We start from the raw sequence: 19651 nt of genomic DNA, 5'->3' as shown, positions 1-19651 counted from the left end.
GCCCGGCCCGCCGGTGCGGCGGCCGGGCTCCGCGCCCCGGGACGGGCCGCCACCCCCGTGGACGGCCCGTCAGCCCAGGACGGCGATCTCCGCCGTGTGGCTCGCCTGGCGCCAGGCGAGGGCCGAGCCGAGCGCCTTCGGGACCGGGCCGGCCGCCGGGTACAGCTTCTCGATCCGGCCGCGGTGCTCCCGGCGCTGCTTGGGATCCAGCACCGTGCGCAGCCGCCCCGCGGCGACCAGGGCCACCAGCGCCGCGTCGGCCGGGTCCACCCGGCTGAGCGGGCCCTTCAGCGCGGCGGTGACGGAGGCCGCCAGCGCCGCGCGCACCTCGGGCCCGTCCAGGGTGACCCGGGTGACCGGGAGCACCCCGGCCGCCCGGCCCTGCTGGAGGCCGATCCAGCCCGCCTCCGCCAGGCCCTCCCGGATCCGCCGGGCCGGCTGGTCGCGCCCGACGCTGGGGGCGCGGCCGATCCACCAGCTCCAGCTGTGCGGCCGCTTCTCCTGGATCCGGCCCAGCAGGTGGGCGCTGTACGGGTCGAGGCCGGCCGAGGCAGCGGAGTCCCGGACCCTCGCGACGGCCGTCCGGCCCTCCTCGCGCACCAGTCCGCGGCGCAGCAGTTCGGTCAGCGCCGCCGCCTGCAGCACCAGGTGGAGGGTGGACTGCCGGGTGATCCGCCCGCGCCGCGGGTCGTAGGCGAGCAGGTACAGCTTCTCGGGCAGGTTGACGGGGAGGTCTGCGGGCGGCTTGCTGGGCAGTTTGGCGAGCAGGTCCATCTCGTTCTCCGGTCGTTCGGTCGGTGCCCGGCCCGCCGCGGTCAGTCCGCCGCGGAACCACCGCTCTGCGGCCTCTCCGGGCTCTCCGGGCGGCTCTCCGGGTTCTCCTCGGGCGGGCTCTCCTTGCGCGGGCGTCCGCGCCGGGGGAGCCGGGCCGCGCCGCCGGGCATCCGGCCGGCGTCGGTGAGGGCACGGCGGAGCAGGAACTCGATCTGGGCGTTGGTGCTGCGCAGTTCGTCCCCGGCCCACCGGGCCAGCGCGTCGTGAACTGAAGGGTCCAGTCGCAACAGGAGCTTCTTCCGTTCCGTCGCCAAGGCCTCGCCTTACTGGTAGAGGGAGCCCGTGTTCACGACGGGCTGGGTGCCGCGGTCGCCGCAGAGCACCACCAGGAGGTTGCTCACCATGGCGGCCTTGCGCTCCTCGTCCAGCTCCACGACATCGCGTTCGGCGAGCCGGTCCAGCGCCTCCTCGACCATACCGACGGCGCCCTCGACGATCAGCCTGCGCGCCGCCACCACGGCCCCGGCCTGCTGGCGCTGGAGCATCACCTGGGCGACCTCCGGAGCGTACGCGAGCCTGGTGATCCGGGACTCGATGACCCGCACTCCGGCCGCGGCGACCCGGGCGGCGATCTCGGTGGAGAGCTTGCGGGCGATCTCGTCCGCGCCGTCGCGCAGCGACAACTGGCCCTCGTGGTGGGCGTCGTACGGGTAGCTGGTGGCGATGTGCCGTACGGCCGTCTCGGTCTGGATGGCGACGAAGTCGGCGTAGTCGTCCACCTCGAAGACCGCCATCGCGGTGTCCTCGACCTGCCAGACCACCACGGCGGCCATCTCGATCGGGTTGCCGTCCGCGTCGTTGACCTTGGTGGTCTCCGTCTCGTGGTTGCGGATCCGGGTGGATATCCGGCGCCGGCTGGTGAAGGGGTTCAGCCAGGTCATGCCCTCGGCGCGGACGGTGCCCCGGTAGCGCCCGAGCAGCTGGACCACCCGGGCCTGTCCGGGCGAGACCACCGTCAGCCCGCACATCAGCACCACCGAGCCGAGCAGCAGCACCGGCCCGAGGACCATCAGCCCGATGCCCAACCCCTTTCCGCTGCCGGAGAGTTGGACCGCGCCGGCGACGAAGGAGCCGACTCCGGCGAGCAGGCCGAGCAGCGTGCCGCCGAGGACCGGCAGGCCGGCCGCCCCGGTGATGGCCCGTTCGGTGATCTTGGGGACCGGGAGGTCCAGGACGACACCGTCCTCGACGGCGAAAGGCTGGGTGGTCATGGGGCGACTCCTTCGGCGAGCATCCGCATCCGATGGCAAAGTGATATCACTTTTTGAGCGCGCGGCGCCAGGGTCCGGTGACGGGAAGGAGGGGACGAACGGCCGCAGAGAGGGCGGCGGAGAGCCGTCGGGGACGGTCGGGACCGATGCCCACGGGCGGGTGAATTCCGGCGCGCCACACGGGGAAGGAGGGTGGCCGCGGCCTAGACTCTGCGACGTCGCATGCGGTGGAAAGGCGGCGGGGCCCCGGCTCGGCGGCCCGCCCGCGAAGGGTCGTCACGACACTCGTCGCACATCGAGAAGGTGGGGCGGGTGGGACTCGAACCCACGACCAAGGGATTATGAGTCCCCTGCTCTAACCGGCTGAGCTACCGCCCCGGTTCGCCGCGCGCGCCGGTCGTCGACACGGCAGCAGCAGACGGCCCCAGCGAGGCCGTCCCGGGCAGCATAGCCGGTCGATCACCCGTGATGCTCGCCGGGGGCGCACCTGGGTGCGCGACGGTGCGCCCCTCCCGGGCGGCGCAGCCCGGGTGGCGGCGGGGCACCCGTCCGGGGCAGCCTGGGCGGATGACGACACGTGGGACGGGGGCGGCGGCCGCGGCGCTCGCGCTGGTGCTGGCCGCGGCGGGCTGCACCACCGCGGCGCGGCCGGGCGGAAGCTCCCCGACCGTCACCTCCGCACCACCCACCGCCGCCGCCACCTCCGCCGCCGTCAACAGCCACGGCTGGAACCGGCAGCGGTTCAAGGGCGCGTCCGGCCGGCACACCGGCGTCACCCGCACCGCCAAGCCCACGGTGCTCAACGGCCTGGTCGGCGCGGTGTTCACCCGCAACGCCACCGGCGACCACTTCTGCACCGCCAGCGTGGTCGACAGCGCCGGGCTCAACCTCGTCGTCACCGCCGCCCACTGCGTCTGGGACCCGAAGCTCGGCCGGCGCGGCGACCTGGTCTTCGTCCCCGGCTACCGCGACGGCGACACCCCCAGCGGCGTCTGGCCGCTGCTGGCCGTCACCGTGGACGACGCCTGGAACGACCACGCCGACCCGGACATGGACGTCGCCTTCGCGGTCGTCCAGGCCCAGAACGGGCAGCAGGTCCAGCAGGTGCTCGGCGCCAACCGACTGGGCGTCAACCGCGGCTACCGGCTCCCGGTGAAGATCACCGGCTACCCGAGCAGCAGCGGCGTCCCGATCACCTGCTCCAACACCACCCTCCAGCAGAGCCCCACCCAGCTGCGGATCGACTGCCCCGACTACACCGGCGGCACCAGCGGCAGCCCCTGGGTCACCGACTTCGACCCGAGCACCAGGACCGGCACCGTGGTCGGCGTGATCGGCGGCTACCAGGAGGGCGGCAACAGCCCGGACACCTCGTACAGCAGCTACTTCGGCGACCGCGTCCAGGCGCTGTACGACCGCGCCACCGGCTGACCGGGCGGCGGGCGGGACCCCGGCGGTGGCGCCGCCGGGCCCGGCCTGGTAGATCTTCCTCACGAACGGCGGAACGCACGGCCCCGGTGCCCGCCCCGAGGACGAGACGGAGCCCCGATGGCCTCCCGCCCGGCGCGGCCCGCGCACACGGCACGAACGGTCGCGCTGGCCGCCCTGCTGCTGGCCGCCGGCACCGCCTGCGGCGGGCAGGACGCGGCGCCCCGCGCCGAGGTCGCGCAGCGGAGCCCCGCCCGGGACCGGATCGGCACCCTCTCCATCCACACCGCGCAGGGACCGCGGGCCTGCACCGCGAGCGTGGTGCACAGCCCCCGGGGCAACCTGCTGGTCACCGCGGCGCACTGCGTGCAGACCCGCCGGATCGGCCTGCTGGACGGCCTGGTGTTCACCCCCGGCTACCGCAACGGGTCCACCCCGTACGGGACTTGGCCGGTGCAGGCGATCACCGTCGACCCGCGCTGGGCGGCCGGCGACGACCCCGAGTACGACGTGGCCTTCGTCACGGTGGGCCCGGTCGACGGCCGGCAGGTCGAGGAGGCGGTCGGCGGCAACCCGGTCGGCACCGGCCAGGGCTTCGGGCTGTCCGTCTCGGTCACCGGCTACCCGAACGAGAGCGACGAGCCGATCACCTGCGCCGTCCGCACCAGCTCGCAGAGCGCCACCCAGGAGCGCTTCGACTGCGGCGGCTACACCGACGGCACCAGCGGCAGCCCCTGGGTCACCCCGAACGGCGCGGTGGTCGGCGTGATCGGCGGCTACCAGGAGGGCGGGGAGACCCCCGGCACCTCGTACAGCGTCACCTTCGACCAGCGGGTCGCCGAGCTCTACCGGAAGGCGACCGCCTGACCCGGGAGCCGCCCCCGGTGCCGGGGGCGGTGTCGCGCACGTCACGCCGCGGAGCCGGACGGGGACAACACGAAGGCCCCCCGGTCGACCGAGGGGCCTTCGCTCTGAGCAGTCACCGGGCAGGCCCGGTGCAGCTCCCGCAATTGGACTCGAACCAATAACCTGCCGATTAACAGTCGGCTGCTCTGCCAATTGAGCTATGCGGGATCGCGGTACCCAACTTCCGTACCACGGACGGGAACAGGACCCCGGAGGGCCTTCTCCCGAGCTCCCCCAATTGGACTCGAACCAATAACCTGCCGATTAACAGTCGGCTGCTCTGCCAATTGAGCTATGGGGGATCGGCTCCCGCCTCGACCCCCGGTCTCCCGGGCTCCTCGGCGCTCGCTGCGGGACATACATTAGCGCACTCGGGGGGGTGGTCCGCCAATCGCTTTCCCGGATCGCCCCCGGATCGCCGCCCGGCGTGCCCCGCGCGCGCCCGGCGACGGGGCCGGGGATGCTGGGGCGCGGACGGTTCGCCGTCCCGACGTACGGGTAGGGCAATGCGGCAGAGGCCGCCAGGAGAGGGTGGATCCGACCATGTGGAAGCTGTCGTTGGCCGTGGGTTTCGCGGCCGGCTACGTCCTGGGCTCGCGAGCCGGGCGCCAGCGCTACGAACAGATCGCCAAGGTCACCCGGGAGATCGCCCGGAACCCCACGGTCCAGAACGCGACCGACCGGGCCCGGCAGCAGGCCGGTGCGGTGGCCGGGAAGGCGGCCGACGCGGTCGCCGGCCGGGTCGGCGACCGGCTGCCGAACGCCGTCACCGACCGGGTGCCGTACTTCAACCGCACCAGGGCGGAGGACGACGGCTGGGGGACCTTCCGGCCGTGAGCGCCGGGCCCGGCCCGACCGCCTCACCCGGGGCGGTCGGGCCGGGTACCCGCCGTCCGTGACGGGACGGTGACAGCTGGGCGAAGCGGACCCCGCCCCGGGGTCGCGAACCCGCAACAGGCCGCCCGGCCCGGACGCGTCCGGGGCCGGGCTGAGGCATGATCTCGGCATGGCCATCGTCGCGGGGATAGACAGCTCGACCAACCGCACCAGGATCGTCGCGTGCGACGCCGACACCGGCGCCGTCCTGCGCTCCGGCAAGGCGCCGCACCCCGTCCCCGAGGACCAGGACCTGCGCCCGGGCGAGGCCGACCCCCAGGTCTGGCTGCACTCGCTCGGCGACGCCGCGACCGGCGGCCTGCTGGAGAGCGTCCGGGCGATCGGGGTCAGCGCCCAGCAGCACGGGATGATCGGCCTCGACGCGGGCGGGGTGCTGGTCCGCCCGGCGATCCTCTGGAACGACCCGCGCTCCAGCGGCGCCGCCGCCAAACTGCTGGACGCCCTCGGCGGCCCGGCCGCCTGGACGGCCGCGATCGGCTCCGTGCCGGCCCCCACGTACACCGTCGCCAAGCTGCGCTGGCTGGCCGAGTTCGAGCCCGCCAACGCCCGCCGGGTCGCCGAGGTGCTGCTGCCGCACGACTGGCTGGTCTGGCAGCTGCTCGGCCACCCCAAGCGCCGCACCACCGACCGCGGCGACGCCTCCGGCACCGGCTACTGGTCGCCGATCACCGGCGAGTACCGGCAGGACCTGGTGGAGCTGGCGCTCGGCCACGAGCTCAGACTGCCCGACGTCCTGCCCCCGGCCGAGCCCGCCGGGCACACCCCCGAGGGCCTGCTGATCTCGGCCGGCACCGGGGACAACATGGCCGCCGCGCTGGGCCTGGGCCTCGGCCCGGGCGACGCGGTGGTCTCGCTCGGCAGCGCCGGGACGATCTTCGCGGTGCACGAGGAGGCCGTGGTCGACGCGTCCGGCCTGGTCTCCTCCTTCGCCGACGCCAGCGGCCGGCACCTGCCGATGGTCGCCACCCTCAACGCCGCCCAGGTGCTCCGCTCCACGGCCGCCCTGCTCGGCCGGGACCTGGAGGGCCTGAGCGACCTCGCCCTGCACTCCTCCCCCGGCGCCTACGGCCTGGTGCTGCTGCCGTACCTGGACGGCGAGCGCACCCCCGCGCTGCCGCACGCGGCCGGCACCCTGACCGGCCTGCGGGCCGAGGCGATGACCCCTCAGCACCTGGCCCGGGCCGCCGTCGAGGGCATGCTCTGCAACATCGCCGACGCCCTCGACGTGCTGCGCGCCCAGGGCGTCCCGGTGAAGCGGGTGTTCCTGCTCGGCACGGCCGGGCGGCTGCCCGCCGTCCGGCACATCGCCCCGATGCTGTTCGGCGTCCCGGTCGTGGTGCCGCCGCCCGGCGCGCACGCCGCCCGCGGGGCCGCCCGGCAGGCCGCCTGGGCGCTGGCCGGCACCCCGCAGCCCCCGGAGTGGGAGCTGCCCGACGCCGAGACCGTCGAGCCCGACGGGGAGCAGGACCTGGCGATCGGCTCGGCGGTGCGTCAGCAGTACCGGGCCGCCCGCGACCAGGTCCACCCGGAGGCGGCGGCCTGACCCCGGAGCGGGGGCGGCGGACCGAGCCCCGGAGCGGGGGTGACGGACCGCGCGGATGCGTCGCCCGGCACCCGGTGGCAGCGTGGGACGGGACACGGCCACCGACCCGAAGGACGGCAGGACGCCATGGCGCTGCACAAGGGGGCTGGCGGCGACCGCCGGCTGAGCATCGGCCCGTACCCGACCATCGCCGACCCGCTGGGCGCGATGAAGCTGGCCCCGCCGCTGCACCGGCTCGGCGAGGTCCCCGTCGCGGCCGAGACCGCGTACCAGCTGATCCACGACGAGCTGATGCTGGACGGCAACGCCAAGCTCAACCTGGCGACCTTCGTCACCACCTCGATGGAGGCCCAGGCCACCCGGCTGATGACCGAGTGCCTCGACAAGAACATGATCGACAAGGACGAGTACCCGCAGACCGCCGAACTGGAGCGGCGCTGCGTGGCGATCCTCGCCGACCTCTGGCACGCCCCCGACCCGGACGGCGCGGTCGGCTGCTCCACCACCGGCTCCAGCGAGGCCTGCATGCTGGCCGGCATGGCGCTCAAGCGCCGCTGGATGCACCGCAACGCCGACCGCTACGCCGCCGGGGCCCGGCCCAACCTGGTGATGGGCGTCAACGTGCAGGTGTGCTGGGAGAAGTTCTGCAACTTCTGGGAGATCGAGGCGCGCACCGCGCCGATGGAGGGCACCCGCTTCCACCTGGACGCCGAGCGGGCGGTCGCCCTGTGCGACGAGGACACCATCGGGGTGGTCGGCGTGCTCGGCTCCACCTTCGACGGCTCGTACGAGCCGGTCGCGGAGATCTGCGCGGCCCTGGACGCCTACCAGGAGCGCACCGGCACCGACGTCCCGGTGCACGTGGACGGCGCCTCCGGCGCCATGGTGGCGCCCTTCCTCGACCCGGAGCTGCTCTGGGACTTCCGGCTGCCCCGGGTGGCCTCGATCAACACCTCCGGCCACAAGTACGGCCTGGTGTACCCCGGCGTGGGCTGGGCGCTCTGGCGCGACCGGGCGGCGCTGCCGGAGGAGCTGGTCTTCCGGGTCAACTACCTGGGCGGCGAGATGCCGACCTTCGCCCTCAACTTCTCCCGGCCCGGCGCCGAGGTGGTGGCCCAGTACTACGTCTTCCTGCGGCTCGGCCGGGAGGGCTTCCGGGCCGTCCAGGGCGCCTGCCGCGAGGTCGCCACCTACCTGGCCGGGCGGATCGGGAAGCTGGACGGCTTCCGGCTGCTGACCCGCGGCGACCAGGTCCCGGTGTTCGCCCTCACCACCGAGGGTGACGTCCCGTTCGACGTGTTCGACGTCTCACGGCGGCTGCGCGAGCGCGGCTGGCAGGTCCCCGCGTACACCTTCCCGGCGAACCGGGAGGACCTGTCGGTGCTCCGGGTGGTCTGCCGCAACGGCTTCTCCCGGGACCTCGCCGACCTGCTGCTGGCCGACCTCGACCGGCTGCTGCCGGAGCTGCGGCGCCAGCCCGTCCCGCTCCGGGAGCTCGGGGTGCCGCCCCGGCCGGGCTTCCACCACTGACCCCGTTCGCGCGGCCGGGCGTGCATCCGGCCGGTCGTACGACCGGGAGAACGTCACGGCGGGGAGGGCGCAGCGAAGCGCCCTCCCCGCCGGAGCATCCCGGCGGTCCGGGGCAGCCTCCCCCCGCGAGGCTGCCCCGGACCGGTGGGGGCCGGGAGCGGGTGCGGACCGACGACGGGTGATCGATCGGGGTCCGAACGGTTCCACCGACGGGCGGACCGCACCGGCCAGAGAACTCTGCACGATGACCACATGGATGTTCGAGCGTCTCCGGGGGTTGTGAGACACTTCCGTCCGTCTCAGCGCCATGACCTGGGGTTTGGGACGCCAGGCCGATCAGGTTGGAGAAGCGGAGACGCCGAACGGCCCGGACCGGGACCCTGCCGCTCCCCCGTTCCCCGCCCCCCGTTTCTCGAGTTTGGAGCGCCGCCGTGGGTTCCGCCTGGAAGCAGCTGCCCGACGAGCTGTCCGAGCCCGCCAGACGCCTGGCGGAGGAGCTCCGGGCCGTCAAGGACGCCGCCGGACTGTCGCTGTCCGAGCTGGCCGCCCGCACCCACTACAGCCGGGCCTCCTGGGAGCGCTGGCTCAACGGCAAGCGGGTCGTCACCGAGCAGGCGCTGGACGCGCTGGCCGGGGCGGTCGAGTGCGACGGGGCCGCGCTGCGGGCGCTGTGGCGGCGGGCGGTGGCCGGGCCGGAGGCCGTCGCTGACGGGCCCTCGGGCGCCGAGGATGCCGCCGTGGAGGGGCCCGCCGTAGCGGAACCCGCCGTCGAGGAGGCCGTTCGGGAACCCGTCTCCGTCGAGGAGGCTCCGGTGGCCGGGCCCGCCCCCGCCGTCTGGTGGCGGCGCCCGGCGGCGCTGGTCTCCGGTGCGGCCGCGCTGGCGCTGCTGCTGGTGCTGGTGGGCCTGCGGATCAGCCGGCACGACGGGCAGGCCGCGGCGGCCGACCGGCCCGCCGCGACGACCGGTGCCTCCGCCGCTCCCAAGCCCGGGCCCACCGCCCCGGCCTGTCAGGCCGTCGGCTGCGCGCACAAGGACCCGAAGACCACCGGCTGCGGCAAGGACGCCCGGACCCTGCAGACCCAGGTGGTCGGCAAGGTGGTCGTCTACCTCCGGTACAGCCAGACCTGCCGGGCCGCCTGGGCGGCCATCACCGAGGGCCAGCCGAAGGACTACGCGACGATCACCGACGGCACCGGCGAGAGCGAGACGGCGCTCATCCACTGGGGCTACGACAACTACTCGGCGATGCTGGACGCGGCGGACCCGACCGTCACCTTCCAGGTCTGCGGCTACCAGCCGGCCGGCCACGACTGCACCGCGGTCGTCTCCGACCTGGCCATGGTGGTGGCCTCCACCCCGATCCCGATCGGGCCCGCCTCTCCCCCGCCGGGCACCGGCGCGGGCGCGTCCACGACCCCGGCCCCGGCCACACCGGCCGACCCCGCACCGGCCGACCCGTCGGCTCCGGCCGCGGCGCCGAGTCCGTCCTAGAGCCTGGCCGGGCTCAGTCGAGGTAGCCGCGCAGCTGCTCGGCGCAGGCGTGGTCGCGGAGCTTGACCAGGGTCTTCGACTCGATCTGGCGGATCCGCTCCCGCGTCACGCCGAACACCGCGCCGATCTCCTCCAGCGTGCGCGGGCGACCGTCGTCCAGCCCGTAGCGGAGCTGGACGACCTGGCGCTCCCGATCTCCCAGGGTGGCCAGGACGGCCTCCAGGTGCTGGCGCAGCAGCAGGAAGGTCGCGGACTCGGCGGGCGAGGCGGCGTCGGCGTCCTCGATCAGGTCCCCGAGCGCGACGTCGTCCTCCTCGCCGACCGGGGTGTGCAGCGAGATCGGCTCCTGGGCCAGCCGGAGCAGCTCGCGCACCCGTTCCTCGGTCAGCTCCAGGGCGGCGGCGATATCGGCCGCGGTCGGTTCCAGGCCGCGTTCCTGGAGCAGGCCGCGCTTCGCCCGGACCACCCGGTTGATCAGCTCGACCACGTGCACCGGCACCCGGATCGTCCGGGCCTGGTCGGCCAGGGCCCGGCTCATCGCCTGCCGGATCCACCAGGTCGCGTACGTGGAGAACTTGAAACCGCGGGTGTAGTCGAACTTCTCCACCGCCCGGATCAGGCCCAGGTTGCCCTCCTGGACCAGGTCCAGCAGGGTCAGCCCGCGCCCGACGTAGCGCTTGGCGACGGAGACGACCAGCCGCAGGTTCGCCTCGATCAGCCGGCGCTTGGCGATCCGGCCCCGCACCACCAGGGTGTCCAGCTCGCCGCCCAGCGGGTCGGGCGGCGGCGGGTCGCCGTTCAGCCGCTCCTCGGCGAAGACGCCGGCCTCCACCCGGCGGGCCAGCTCGACCTCCTCCTCGGCGGTGAGCAGGCGGATCCGGCCGATCTCGCGCAGGTACTGGCGCAGCAGGTCGGCGGCCGGCCCGGTGTCGTCGGCGGGCCCGCGGCGCTCGTCCGGGTCCTCGGCGTCGGCCCGCGCCCCGGACCCGGCTTCGGGGTCCGGGCTGTCCGGATGGCCCTCCGGCAGGCCCTGGGCGGGGATCCGGGCACCGTCCGGGGGCACCGCCCCGGCCCGGCCGTGGTGGGTGTCCTGCTCCCCGTCCGGTTCGGCGGGGTTCGCTCTCGTACTGGTGGTGGTCGCTGCGACGACGCCTTGCTCCACGGGCATCCCCTCGGGGCGGGCGCGACTCTGGCGGACCCGCGCAGTACGGAGGTGGGACGCCCTCCAGTGTGCGGTACGCCACGCTCCGTGGCCGAGACTCGTGCGCCGACTTTCTGCGCGCGGGTTCGGGCGCCGGGTCCGGACACCGCGTCCGGGCGGCGGGTGCCGCGGGGCGCGTTACAGCGCCGCCGCGCCCTGGCTGCGCAGCTGCTGCCCGTACTGCTGGAGCTGCCACAGCTCGGTCTGCACCGCGTGCAGCTGCTCGGCCTCGGCCCGGGGGCCGAGCCGCTGGAGGTAGCCGCGGACCTCGGTGATCCGCCGGTCCACCGCCAGCAGGCGCAGCTTGACCAGGAACTCCCCCGCGTAGATCGCGTCCGCCTTGCGGCGCGAGCGGACCGGCTCGACGGTCAGCTCGGTGACCAGCGAGCGCACCTGGTCGTCCGGGGCCGCCTCGCGCACCGCGCTGGTGAAGTCGGGCAGGGTCGCCCCGTACGCGGCGCCGCCGGCCTTGGCGACGGCCTGCCGGACGGCGGTGTACGGCGGGGTCGGGAACTCGTCCTCGCCGTAGTGGTCGAAGGCCGGGCTGACCAGGTCCGGGTGCTGGAGCGCCAGCTTGAGCAGCTCCCGCTCGACGAACTGGGCCGGGTCGCGCGGGTTGAGCCGGTAGGCGGGCTGTGCGGCGCGCTGCGGCTGGGCCGGCTCGGGGCGGCGCTGGGCGGCCGCGCCGCGCGGGTTCTGCTGGCGCTCGCGGTCCCAGCGGGCCAGCTGGGAGATCCGGCGGACGACGAACTGCTCGTCCAGGATGCCGAGCATGCCGGCCAGGCGGACGGCGTACTCGTGCTGGATCGAGCGGTCCTTGATCTTGGCGACGATCGGGGCCGCCTCCTCCAGCGCCGCCGAGCGCCCCTCCGGGGTGTCCACCCGGTGCCGGGCGACCGCCGAGGTCAGCGCGAACTCGAACAGTGGGACCGGGTTGTCGATCAGGTGCTTGACCGCCTCGTCGCCCTGGGCCAGGCGCAGGTCGCACGGGTCCATGCCGCCCGGGCTGACCGCGATGGAGGTCTTGGCGGCGAACTTCTGGTCGTCCTCGAAGGCGCGCAGGGCGGCCTTCTGCCCGGCCGCGTCGCCGTCGAAGGTGAAGACGGTCTCGCCCCGGTACTGCGAGGTGTCCATCAGCAGCCGTCGGATGATCTTGATGTGGTCCTCGGCGAAGGCGGTGCCGCAGGTGGCCACCGCCGAGGTGACCCCGGCCAGGTGGCAGGCCATCACGTCGGTGTAGCCCTCGACCACCACCGCGCGGCCCGACTTGGCGATCTCCTTCTTCGCCAGGTCGATCCCGTACAGCACGTGGGACTTCTTGTAGATCGGCGTCTCGGGGGTGTTGAGGTACTTCGGGCCGTTGTCGTCCTCGCGCAGGCGGCGGGCGCCGAAGCCGACCACCTCGCCCGCGATGTCCCGGATCGGCCAGACCAGCCGGCCCCGGAAGCGGTCGATCAGGCCGCCGCGCTGGCCCTGCGAGGCGAGGCCGCCGAGCAGGATCTCCTTGTCGGTGAAGCCCTTGCCGCGCAGGTAGCGGACCAGGTGCTCCCAGCCCGCGGGGGCGTAACCGACGCCGAAGGTCCTGGCGGCCTCCTCGTCGAAGCCGCGCTCGGCCAGGAAGCGGCGGCCGATCTCCGCCTCCGGCGAGGCCAGCTGCTCCTGGTACCAGGCGGCGGCCACCTTGTGCGCCTCGACCAGCCGGGTGCGCTCGCCCTGCTGGTGGCGGGGGCTGTAGCCGCCCTCCTCGTAGCGCAGGGTGATGCCGGCCTGGGCGGCCATCCGCTCGACGGCCTCGGCGAAGGTGAAGTGCTCGATCTTCATCAGGAAGGCGATGGTGTCGCCGTTCTCCTGGCAGCCGAAGCAGTGGAAGACGCCCTTGGCGGGGTTCACGTAGAACGAGGCGGACTTCTCGTCGTGGAAGGGGCAGACGCCCTTGTACTCGCCACCGCCACCGTTGGTCAGCTGTACGTAGTCGCCGACCACCGCGTCGATCGGCAGTGCGCTGCGCACCGCCTGTACGTCTTCGTCCCTGATCCGCCCGGCCACCCCGGAAGTCTACTGGGGCGGCGGGGCATTCCGGCCGCGCCGAGGGCTCGGCCCCGGTCGGGGCACGGCCGCACCGGAGCCGTCGCGGCCGTGCCCGGCGGCTACGCCCAGGCGGCGCCGACGAGTTTGGCGTGCAGGGCCAGGGCGGAGGCGTCCGTGAGGGTGGCGATCTGGTCGACGACCGTGCGCAGGGCGGCGCGGTCGTCCTCGGCCTCGTGGTACATGGCGGCGAACACCGGGTCCAGCCCGTCGGGGGCGCGCTGGGTGAGGACGTACGCCAGCTCGGCGATCACGATCCGCTGGCGGGCCCGCAGCTGGGCCTGCTCGTCGCGCTGCATCACGAAGCGGACGGCGACCGCCTTGAGCACCGCGCACTCCAGCCGGACGTCCCTCGGCACCACCAGCTCGGCGGCGTAGCGGGTGAGCCGGCCGGGGCCGTAACGGGCGCGGGTGGCCTGCTCGGCGGCCAGGCAGAAGCGGCCGATCAGCTGGCTGGTGAGGTCCTTGAGCCCGGCCCGGGCCCGGGCGGTGCCGTCGTAGGAGCGGGGCCACCACTCCTGGGCGAGCAGCCGGTCCAGGGCGGCGGCCAGCTCCTCCGGCTCGGCGTCCGGGGCGTAGCGCTCGGCGACCTTGAAGAGTTCGGCCCGCTCGCCGGGGGCGCGCAGCACGGCCGGGTCGATGTGGCCGGCCTGGAGGCCGTCCTCGACGTCGTGGGTGGAGTAGGCCACGTCGTCGGACCAGTCCATCACGGTGGCCTCGAAGCACTTGCGCCCGGCCGGGGAGCCGGCCCGCAGCCAGCGGAAGACCGGCAGGTCGTCGGCGTAGACGCCGTACTTGGACGAGGCCGGGTCGGTGGGGTGGGCGCCCTTGGTCCACGGGTACTTGCCGGCGGCGTCGAGGGCGGCCCGGCTCAGGTTGAGGCCGACGCTGCGGCCCGGCCAGGGGGCGAGCCGGACGGCCGGCTGCTCTCCCTCGGGCGCGAAGCGCTTGGGTTCGAGCCGGGTCAGGATGCGCAGCGACTGGGCGTTGCCCTCGAAGCCGCCGCAGGCCTCGGCGGCCTGGTCGAGGGCCTCCTCGCCGGTGTGGCCGAACGGCGGGTGGCCGATGTCGTGGGCCAGGCAGGCGGTCTCCACGAGGTCCGGGTCGCAGCCCAGGGCGGCGCCCAACTCCCGCCCGACCTGGGCGCATTCGAGGGAGTGGGTGAGGCGGGTGCGCGGGAAGTCGCTGCGCATCGGGGCGACCACCTGGGTGGTGCCGGCCAGCCGGCGCAGCGCCGCCGAGTGCAGCACCCGGGCGCGGTCCCGCTGGAAGGCCGTACGGCCCGGGCGCTTGTCGGGTTCGGGGACCCAGCGGGCCTCGGCGGCGTGGTCGTACGTGATCGGGGCGGCGAGGCGGTGCGTGGTGTCGTCCATATGTCCTTCACCGTACGCCGCGCCCCCGACACGCGGGGTGTGCCGCGCACGAAGGGGTGCGGGCCGGGGCGTGAACGGTGCGCGGCGCGCGGGTGCCCGCCCCGATGGGTCCGCCCCACCCGGCCGGCGCACCCCTCGCGCCCCCTCCGTCCCGCGCCCCGGCGCGGGCGTCCTCAGCCCTTGATCGCCTTCAGGACCACCCCGGACATCGCCTCCTGCCCCTTGGCGTTGGGGTGGATCGGCGCCGACCCCTGGGCCGGGAGCGGCGGCTCCACCCAGCGCTTGTCCTCCCCCGCGCACATGTCGTGCCCGGCCGAGGGCCCGGCGAGGTCGACGAACACCGCGCCGGCCGCGTCCGCGCGCTTCTTGAGCATGCCGTTGAGCTGCTGCTGCTTCTCCACCAGGAAGGCGAGGTCGGAGGCGGCCACCGCGTTGCCCAGCACCGGCAGGCAGTTCGCCGGGTCGGCCGGGAGCAGCCCCGGGTAGCCGATCACGTACACCTTGGCCTTCGGGGAGCGCTTCTTGACGTCCTGGAGCACCTGGCCGATCCGGTCGCCGGCCGCGTCCACCTTGCGCTGGACCTCGTCGGTGCCGCTGCCGGCGGCGTAGTGCTCGCGGCAGGGCGAGTCACTGATCCGGTCCGCGCTGTCGCTGATCACGCCCTTGACGATGTCCACCAGGTTGGCCTTGGCGCACTCCGTCACGACCTCGATGAAGCCGGCGTCGTTGCCGCCGATCCCCAGGGTGACCAGCCGGGTGTCCGCGGTGAGCGCGTCCAGCTGGGCCGGGTTGGTGCCGTCGGCGACCTTCTGCGGGCCGGTCAGGTCCCCGGTGCGGGCGCCGCTGCAGCTGACGTCCTTGAACTGGTCGGCGGCGAGCGAGAGCCCCTTCGCCACCAGGGACGGGTAGTTGGCCCCGGAGCGGTAGCAGGCGCCCGGCTCGCCGACCTGCGGGGAGATCTTCATCCCCGCGGTGTACGAGTCGCCGAGCGCGACGTACGGGCCGGTGGGCGGCGGGGCGGCGGTCGGCGACGCGGCCGCGCCGGCCCGCGCGCGGTCGGACGCCGCGCCCGCGGCGCCGCCGGCCCCGCTGTCCGAAGCGGTGTTGTCGGTGCAGCCGGCCAGCAGCGCTGCGGCCAGTCCGACGGTCAGGGCGATGGTCGGGCGAACGGTCCTCGGCATGGTCTCCCCCCGGGGATACGGGTCACGGTCGGCTCCTTGCGGCGGCCCGTCCCCCGGGCACATCAGGGGCCAACGAACGATCGCGGCCGATGACTCCCGCCCCGGCCGAATCGCCTTACGGCGGGCCCGAACCGGCCGGAAACCGACCCCGGGGCCGTCCGGGCACCGGCTTCCGACCGCTTCCGCGCGCCCTCTCCGGCCGGCGCACCACGAAACCGCGTGCGCGTCGGCCGCTCCGCTCGACTACTCCGCGTCGACTACTCCGCGCCGCGCTCGTGCTCGGCCAGGAACTGCTCGAAGCGCCGCCCCAGTTCGTCCGCCGAGGGCAGGTCCACCGGCTCGGCCAGCAGGCTCTCCCGGCCCTCCGCGCCCGCCACGGCGTCGTACTGGCCCTCCATGCCGCGGATCGCCGAGCGCAACTCGCCGTCCCCCTGGGCCAGCTGCTCCTCGATGTCGGCGTAGACCTCGGAGACCTGCTCGCGCAGCCGGGTGCCGGGCAGCACCAGCCCGGTGGCGGACTGCACCGCCTCCAGGACCTGCACGGCCGCCGCCGGGTAGGCGGAGCGGGCCACGTAGTGCGGGACGTGCACGGCGAAGCCCAGGACGTCGCACCCGGCCTCGGCCAGGCGGTACTCCACCAGCGCCTGGGCGCTGCCCGGCACCTGCGCCTGCTCGAACCACTGCGGGTAGCCCGGGGCGAGGTCCAGCCGGTTGCCGTGCGGCGTCATGCCGACCGGGCGGGTGTGCGGCACGCCCATCGGGATGCCGTGGAAGTCGATCGAGAGCCGGACCTCGAAGCGCTCCACCAGCTCGCGGACGGCCCGCGCGAAGCGCTCCCACTCGACGTCCGGTTCGGGGCCGCTGAGCAGCAGGAACGGCGCGCCGGCGGCGTCGTGGACGAGCTGGAGCAGGATCTCCGGGGGGTCGTAGGACGTCCAGTGGTCGTGGTCGAAGACCATCGCCGGGCGGCGGGCCCGGTAGTCCACCAGACGGTCGTGGTCGAAGCGGGCCACGACCTGCGGCGAGCCCGTCTCCAGCAGGTGGGCCACCACCTGGCCGCCGGCCTCCCCGGCGTCCATGAAGCCCTCGTAGTGCTGCAGCAGCACGAGGCCGGCACCGGTGTCGCGCAACTGCTCGTTGGCCGCGGCGACGGCGGCCACGCCCTGCTGATCCAGCTCGTACAACGCCTGGAAGTCACGCACCGCGCACCCAACCCCGTTCCCTGCTCGTTCCGGTCGACCGGCTTCTCGTCCTCTGCAGCGTGCCGGGCGCCGCCGGAATTCCCGCCCCGGCCCCGCCCCGCCCCCGCCCCGCGGACGGACACGTCCACGGGGCCGCGCCGGGGCCGTTCCGGAGCCGCTCCACGGCCGCTCCGGTACCCGTCCGACGGCTCCCCGGGGGCGCGCCCGACGGCCTCGGCCGACCGCTCCGGACCATGATCGCACCCGACCGAAGAGCCCCTGGTCACGGCCCTGGTAGCGCCCCCGCGGGAGGCCCGTCCGCGGGGCCCCGGAACGGCCCGCGCGGCCATTCGCGTGCCGCGAAGTGACGCACCGCCTTCTGGCGGGTATCGTCCTCTCGCTGCCTCGCATCGTCGCGTCGTCGCCACGTCGTCCGTAACGCCGTCGGCCACGTCCCGGTCCGCTGCTCGGCCAGCCCCCACGACGCATCTTGCCTTCACCTGGCCGCCCGCTTCCCTTCGCGCTCTCGTCTCCTCTTCGGCCATTTCGCGGACGCACACTGTCCCCTCGCTGTTCCCGCCGGACCGGTCCGAGGACCCGTGTCCGTTCCGGCACCCCCGCGCCGCCCGCTCCGGGCCGCCGCCCCCACCCCGTTCGACCGGACCTCCGGCGTGCGCGGGTACCCGGCGGACGGACCCGGGCCCAGGCGTACCCATGTCCAGCGCACCCCGTGCCGTACCCCGGCCCGGGAGGCTCCCTCCGACCGATGAAGGACAGAAGGTTCCGTGCCCGTACCTGTCACCCTCACCGGCCGCACCGTGCGGCTGGAGCCCCTCGCCGCGCACCATGCCGAGGCCATCGCCGAGGCCGGCGCCGAGGACCGTACGACCTACGCCTTCACCCCCGTCCCGCACGGCCTGGAAGCCGCCCGCGACTACGTCGCGCGGGCGCTCGCCGACCAGGCCGCGGGACGGTCGCTGCCGTTCGCGACGGTGAACGTCGCCGACGGCCGGGTCGTCGGCTCCACCCGCTTCCTGGAACTCGACTACTGGCAGGGCCCGATGGTGTGGCCGCCCGTGCCCGGCGTCCCGTTCGGCGATCCGGCCACGGCCGTCCCGGACGCGGCCGAGATCGGCAACAGCTGGCTCTCGCCGCGCGCCCAGGGCACCGGCATCAACACCGAGGCCAAGCTGCTGATGCTGCGCCACGCCTTCGAGACCTGGGGCGTGCAGCGGATCTCGATGCGCGCGGACGCCCGCAACATGCGCTCGCGCGCCGCCATCGAGCGGCTCGGCGCGACCTCCGAGGGCGTCCGCCGGGCGCACTCGCGCGGGCTGGACGGGGTGGTGCGCTCCACCGCGTTCTACTCGATCCTCGACGACGAGTGGCCGGCCGTCCGCGACATCATCGAGCTGCGGATCGCCGCCGCCACCTCGCCGAGCGCCCCGGATCCGGCGATCAACCAGGAGTGCCTTAGACAGGGCGGCAGCGGCGCCGGGCAGCTGATGATCACGGTCTGAGGCCGGCCCGGAGCGGCTCGTAGCCGAGGCGCGCCAAGCCCAGGACGGCCGGCAGGGTCGTGCGGTCGTCCCAGGCCCGGTGGCGCCCCGGGTGCGCCTCGACCAGCGCCTCCACCGGCCGCCAGCCGCCCCGCACCCGGGCCACCCGGACCCGGTAGACCTCCGCGCCGCCCACGCCGCGGTGCAGGTGCAGCACGCCCTCGGAGACCACGGACACCCAGCGCTCGTCCACGTCCCGGGCCCGCAGGCCGCGCCTGATCCGCTCCCAGTCGGCGTCCGACCAGAGCAGGTCCGGCACCGGGTGCGGGCGGGGCAGGCGGATCGGCGTCAGGTGCGGCTCCCCGGCCGCGCGGACGCCGCCCGGCTCCGGGAACGCCCACGCGGGCAGCGGCTCCCGGGCGGCCAGCCAGGCCCGCGGAATGCCTCCGGTGCCGGTGTGCGCCGCCACCACTCCCCCGGTGATGGCGGCGACGGTGTCCATGTCGCCGCCGACCGCGACTGCCTCCCACACGGCGGTGCGGTAGTCGGCCAGGTTCCGGGCGGCGCACCACAGGGCGTACGGGACGGTGTCGGCCGCGGAGGTCCGGCTGCCGTTGCCGAGCACCTGCGCGGCGAGCCGGAAGTCCGGCCGGGCGAGCAGCCCGCGGGCCTCCTCCAGGCCGTCCCTGACCGCCCCGTTCGGGGTGAGGTCGGCGACCGCCGCCAGGAAGGCCTCCGGCGTCATGGCCTCCGCCCGCGCCCGCACCGCGTACGCGGCCGCCACCGCGACCGCGATCGCGCCGTCCACGGCCTGCGGGTGGGTGTGGGTGATGACGGCGGTGTCGGCGGCGGGCCGGACGACGGCGGCCGGGTCCTCGGCGTACGCGGCCCCCAGCGGGGCGACCCGCATCGCGGCGCCGTTGCCGTACGAGCCCTGGCCGTCGAAGAGTTCGGCGGCCAGCCGCCGGGCGTCGCCGCCCTCGCGGACCAGCCGGAGCAGCCGGTTGGCGGCCGGGCCGTAGCCGCGGTCGAAGTCGTGGCGGAGGGCGAAGGCGTGGGTGAGGTCGAAGGTGTCGATCGCGCCGCGCTCGGTGTGGGCGGCGTGGACCGAGCAGGCCATCTCGGTGTCGTCGGTCCAGGGCCAGGGACCGGGCGGTTCGGTGCGGGCGGCGAGGTGGGCCCGGGCGGTTTCCGGGACGAACATCTGGGCGCCGAGGGCGTCGCCCACGGAGAGGCCGTTGAGGGAGTCCAGCGCGGGGCCGGTGTGCGTGGATGGAATGGTCATATGC

Annotated in this window: 16 protein-coding genes and 3 tRNA genes; 7 read left to right on the top strand and 12 right to left on the bottom strand. The window is 74.9% G+C overall.

The window, feature by feature from the left end:
• Positions 1–69: 69 nt before the first annotated feature.
• From ACFCY1_RS27990 to ACFCY1_RS27975, 4 genes are all read right to left on the bottom strand, one after another.
• Entirely contained in the window at positions 70–774 is a 705-nt protein-coding gene (locus ACFCY1_RS27990; RefSeq protein ID WP_375876427.1) for a GPP34 family phosphoprotein, read from the bottom strand.
• Positions 775–815: 41 nt separating this feature from the next.
• Positions 816–1088, bottom strand: coding sequence for a hypothetical protein (locus ACFCY1_RS27985; RefSeq protein ID WP_375876426.1), 273 nt, complete (start codon positions 1086–1088; stop codon positions 816–818).
• A gap of 9 nt (positions 1089–1097) precedes the next feature.
• Positions 1098–2045, bottom strand: a complete 948-nt coding sequence (locus tag ACFCY1_RS27980) for an SPFH domain-containing protein (RefSeq protein ID WP_375876425.1) — start codon at positions 2043–2045, stop codon at positions 1098–1100.
• Between the two features lie 304 nt (positions 2046–2349).
• Positions 2350–2423, bottom strand: a tRNA-Ile gene (locus ACFCY1_RS27975).
• Between the two features lie 189 nt (positions 2424–2612).
• Between ACFCY1_RS27975 and ACFCY1_RS27970 the strand changes: the two genes are divergently transcribed.
• Positions 2613–3476 carry a trypsin-like serine peptidase gene (locus ACFCY1_RS27970; protein ID WP_375876424.1) on the top strand — a complete coding sequence of 288 codons (864 nt, stop codon included), beginning with the start codon at positions 2613–2615 and terminating at the stop codon, positions 3474–3476.
• Positions 3477–3593: 117 nt separating this feature from the next.
• On the top strand, positions 3594–4340 hold the full coding sequence (locus tag ACFCY1_RS27965; RefSeq protein WP_375876423.1) for a trypsin-like serine peptidase: 747 nt from the start codon (positions 3594–3596) through the stop codon (positions 4338–4340).
• Positions 4341–4474: 134 nt separating this feature from the next.
• Here the strand turns inward: ACFCY1_RS27965 and ACFCY1_RS27960 are convergent.
• Both ACFCY1_RS27960 and ACFCY1_RS27955 read right to left on the bottom strand, forming a co-directional pair.
• Positions 4475–4547 (bottom strand) — tRNA-Asn (locus ACFCY1_RS27960).
• Between the two features lie 61 nt (positions 4548–4608).
• Positions 4609–4681 (bottom strand) — tRNA-Asn (locus tag ACFCY1_RS27955).
• Positions 4682–4910: 229 nt separating this feature from the next.
• Between ACFCY1_RS27955 and ACFCY1_RS27950 the strand changes: the two genes are divergently transcribed.
• The 4 genes from ACFCY1_RS27950 to ACFCY1_RS27935 all read left to right on the top strand — a co-directional run bounded on the left by ACFCY1_RS27950 (position 4911) and on the right by ACFCY1_RS27935 (position 9842).
• Positions 4911–5216: a hypothetical protein gene (locus tag ACFCY1_RS27950; RefSeq protein ID WP_310593127.1), complete on the top strand. Its 306-nt coding sequence runs from the start codon at positions 4911–4913 to the stop codon at positions 5214–5216.
• Between the two features lie 169 nt (positions 5217–5385).
• Positions 5386–6819: an FGGY family carbohydrate kinase gene (locus ACFCY1_RS27945; RefSeq protein WP_049650212.1), complete on the top strand. Its 1434-nt coding sequence runs from the start codon at positions 5386–5388 to the stop codon at positions 6817–6819.
• 126 nt (positions 6820–6945) lie between these two features.
• A complete protein-coding gene (locus tag ACFCY1_RS27940; RefSeq protein ID WP_074000755.1) occupies positions 6946–8349 on the top strand; it encodes a glutamate decarboxylase in 1404 nt (467 codons plus the stop codon).
• Positions 8350–8780: 431 nt separating this feature from the next.
• The gene (locus ACFCY1_RS27935; protein ID WP_375876422.1) at positions 8781–9842 is read left to right on the top strand and encodes a DUF2690 domain-containing protein; all 1062 of its coding nucleotides are present in this window, start codon (positions 8781–8783) and stop codon (positions 9840–9842) included.
• Between the two features lie 13 nt (positions 9843–9855).
• On the opposite strand, the gene ACFCY1_RS27930 is transcribed toward ACFCY1_RS27935, so the two are convergent.
• The 5 genes from ACFCY1_RS27930 to ACFCY1_RS27910 form a co-directional block, all read right to left on the bottom strand.
• Positions 9856–11010 carry an RNA polymerase sigma factor gene (locus ACFCY1_RS27930; RefSeq protein WP_375876421.1) on the bottom strand — a complete coding sequence of 385 codons (1155 nt, stop codon included), beginning with the start codon at positions 11008–11010 and terminating at the stop codon, positions 9856–9858.
• Between the two features lie 171 nt (positions 11011–11181).
• On the bottom strand, positions 11182–13089 hold the full coding sequence (gene dnaG / locus ACFCY1_RS27925) for a DNA primase (RefSeq protein ID WP_375876420.1): 1908 nt from the start codon (positions 13087–13089) through the stop codon (positions 11182–11184).
• 101 nt (positions 13090–13190) lie between these two features.
• The gene (locus ACFCY1_RS27920; RefSeq protein WP_049650217.1) at positions 13191–14501 is read right to left on the bottom strand and encodes a deoxyguanosinetriphosphate triphosphohydrolase; all 1311 of its coding nucleotides are present in this window, start codon (positions 14499–14501) and stop codon (positions 13191–13193) included.
• 173 nt (positions 14502–14674) lie between these two features.
• Positions 14675–15682, bottom strand: a complete 1008-nt coding sequence (locus tag ACFCY1_RS27915; protein ID WP_375876419.1) for an SGNH/GDSL hydrolase family protein — start codon at positions 15680–15682, stop codon at positions 14675–14677.
• 257 nt (positions 15683–15939) lie between these two features.
• Positions 15940–16884 carry a PAC2 family protein gene (locus ACFCY1_RS27910; protein WP_049650218.1) on the bottom strand — a complete coding sequence of 315 codons (945 nt, stop codon included), beginning with the start codon at positions 16882–16884 and terminating at the stop codon, positions 15940–15942.
• Between the two features lie 764 nt (positions 16885–17648).
• Between ACFCY1_RS27910 and ACFCY1_RS27905 the strand changes: the two genes are divergently transcribed.
• Complete coding sequence (locus ACFCY1_RS27905; protein WP_049650219.1) at positions 17649–18383, top strand: GNAT family N-acetyltransferase; 735 nt, start codon at positions 17649–17651, stop codon at positions 18381–18383.
• Here ACFCY1_RS27905 and ACFCY1_RS27900 read toward each other — a convergent pair.
• Positions 18373–19647 carry an ADP-ribosylglycohydrolase family protein gene (locus ACFCY1_RS27900; RefSeq protein ID WP_375876418.1) on the bottom strand — a complete coding sequence of 425 codons (1275 nt, stop codon included), beginning with the start codon at positions 19645–19647 and terminating at the stop codon, positions 18373–18375. The two genes, ACFCY1_RS27905 and ACFCY1_RS27900, sit on opposite strands and share 11 nt — an antisense overlap.
• Between the last annotated feature and the right edge of the window lie 4 nt (positions 19648–19651).

Origin of the sequence: Kitasatospora sp. NPDC056273 (assembly GCF_042268845.1) — a bacterium.
Lineage (GTDB): Bacteria > Actinomycetota > Actinomycetes > Streptomycetales > Streptomycetaceae > Kitasatospora.
The sequence above is the reverse complement of the archived record's forward strand: the minus strand, read 5'-3'. Positions and strand labels throughout refer to the sequence as shown.

What these genes read in the sequence shown, in the direction of transcription:
- ACFCY1_RS27990 (WP_375876427.1), bottom strand. Translation starts at nt 774, where the DNA reads ATGGACCTGCTCGCCAAACTGCCCAGCAAGCCGCCCGCAGACCTCCCC.
- ACFCY1_RS27980 (WP_375876425.1), bottom strand. Translation starts at nt 2,045, where the DNA reads ATGACCACCCAGCCTTTCGCCGTCGAGGACGGTGTCGTCCTGGACCTC.
- ACFCY1_RS27970 (WP_375876424.1), top strand. Translation starts at nt 2,613, where the DNA reads ATGACGACACGTGGGACGGGGGCGGCGGCCGCGGCGCTCGCGCTGGTG.
- ACFCY1_RS27965 (WP_375876423.1), top strand. Translation starts at nt 3,594, where the DNA reads ATGGCCTCCCGCCCGGCGCGGCCCGCGCACACGGCACGAACGGTCGCG.
- ACFCY1_RS27945 (WP_049650212.1), top strand. Translation starts at nt 5,386, where the DNA reads ATGGCCATCGTCGCGGGGATAGACAGCTCGACCAACCGCACCAGGATC.
- ACFCY1_RS27940 (WP_074000755.1), top strand. Translation starts at nt 6,946, where the DNA reads ATGGCGCTGCACAAGGGGGCTGGCGGCGACCGCCGGCTGAGCATCGGC.
- ACFCY1_RS27930 (WP_375876421.1), bottom strand. Translation starts at nt 11,010, where the DNA reads ATGCCCGTGGAGCAAGGCGTCGTCGCAGCGACCACCACCAGTACGAGA.
- ACFCY1_RS27920 (WP_049650217.1), bottom strand. Translation starts at nt 14,501, where the DNA reads ATGGACGACACCACGCACCGCCTCGCCGCCCCGATCACGTACGACCAC.
- ACFCY1_RS27915 (WP_375876419.1), bottom strand. Translation starts at nt 15,682, where the DNA reads ATGCCGAGGACCGTTCGCCCGACCATCGCCCTGACCGTCGGACTGGCC.
- ACFCY1_RS27900 (WP_375876418.1), bottom strand. Translation starts at nt 19,647, where the DNA reads ATGACCATTCCATCCACGCACACCGGCCCCGCGCTGGACTCCCTCAAC.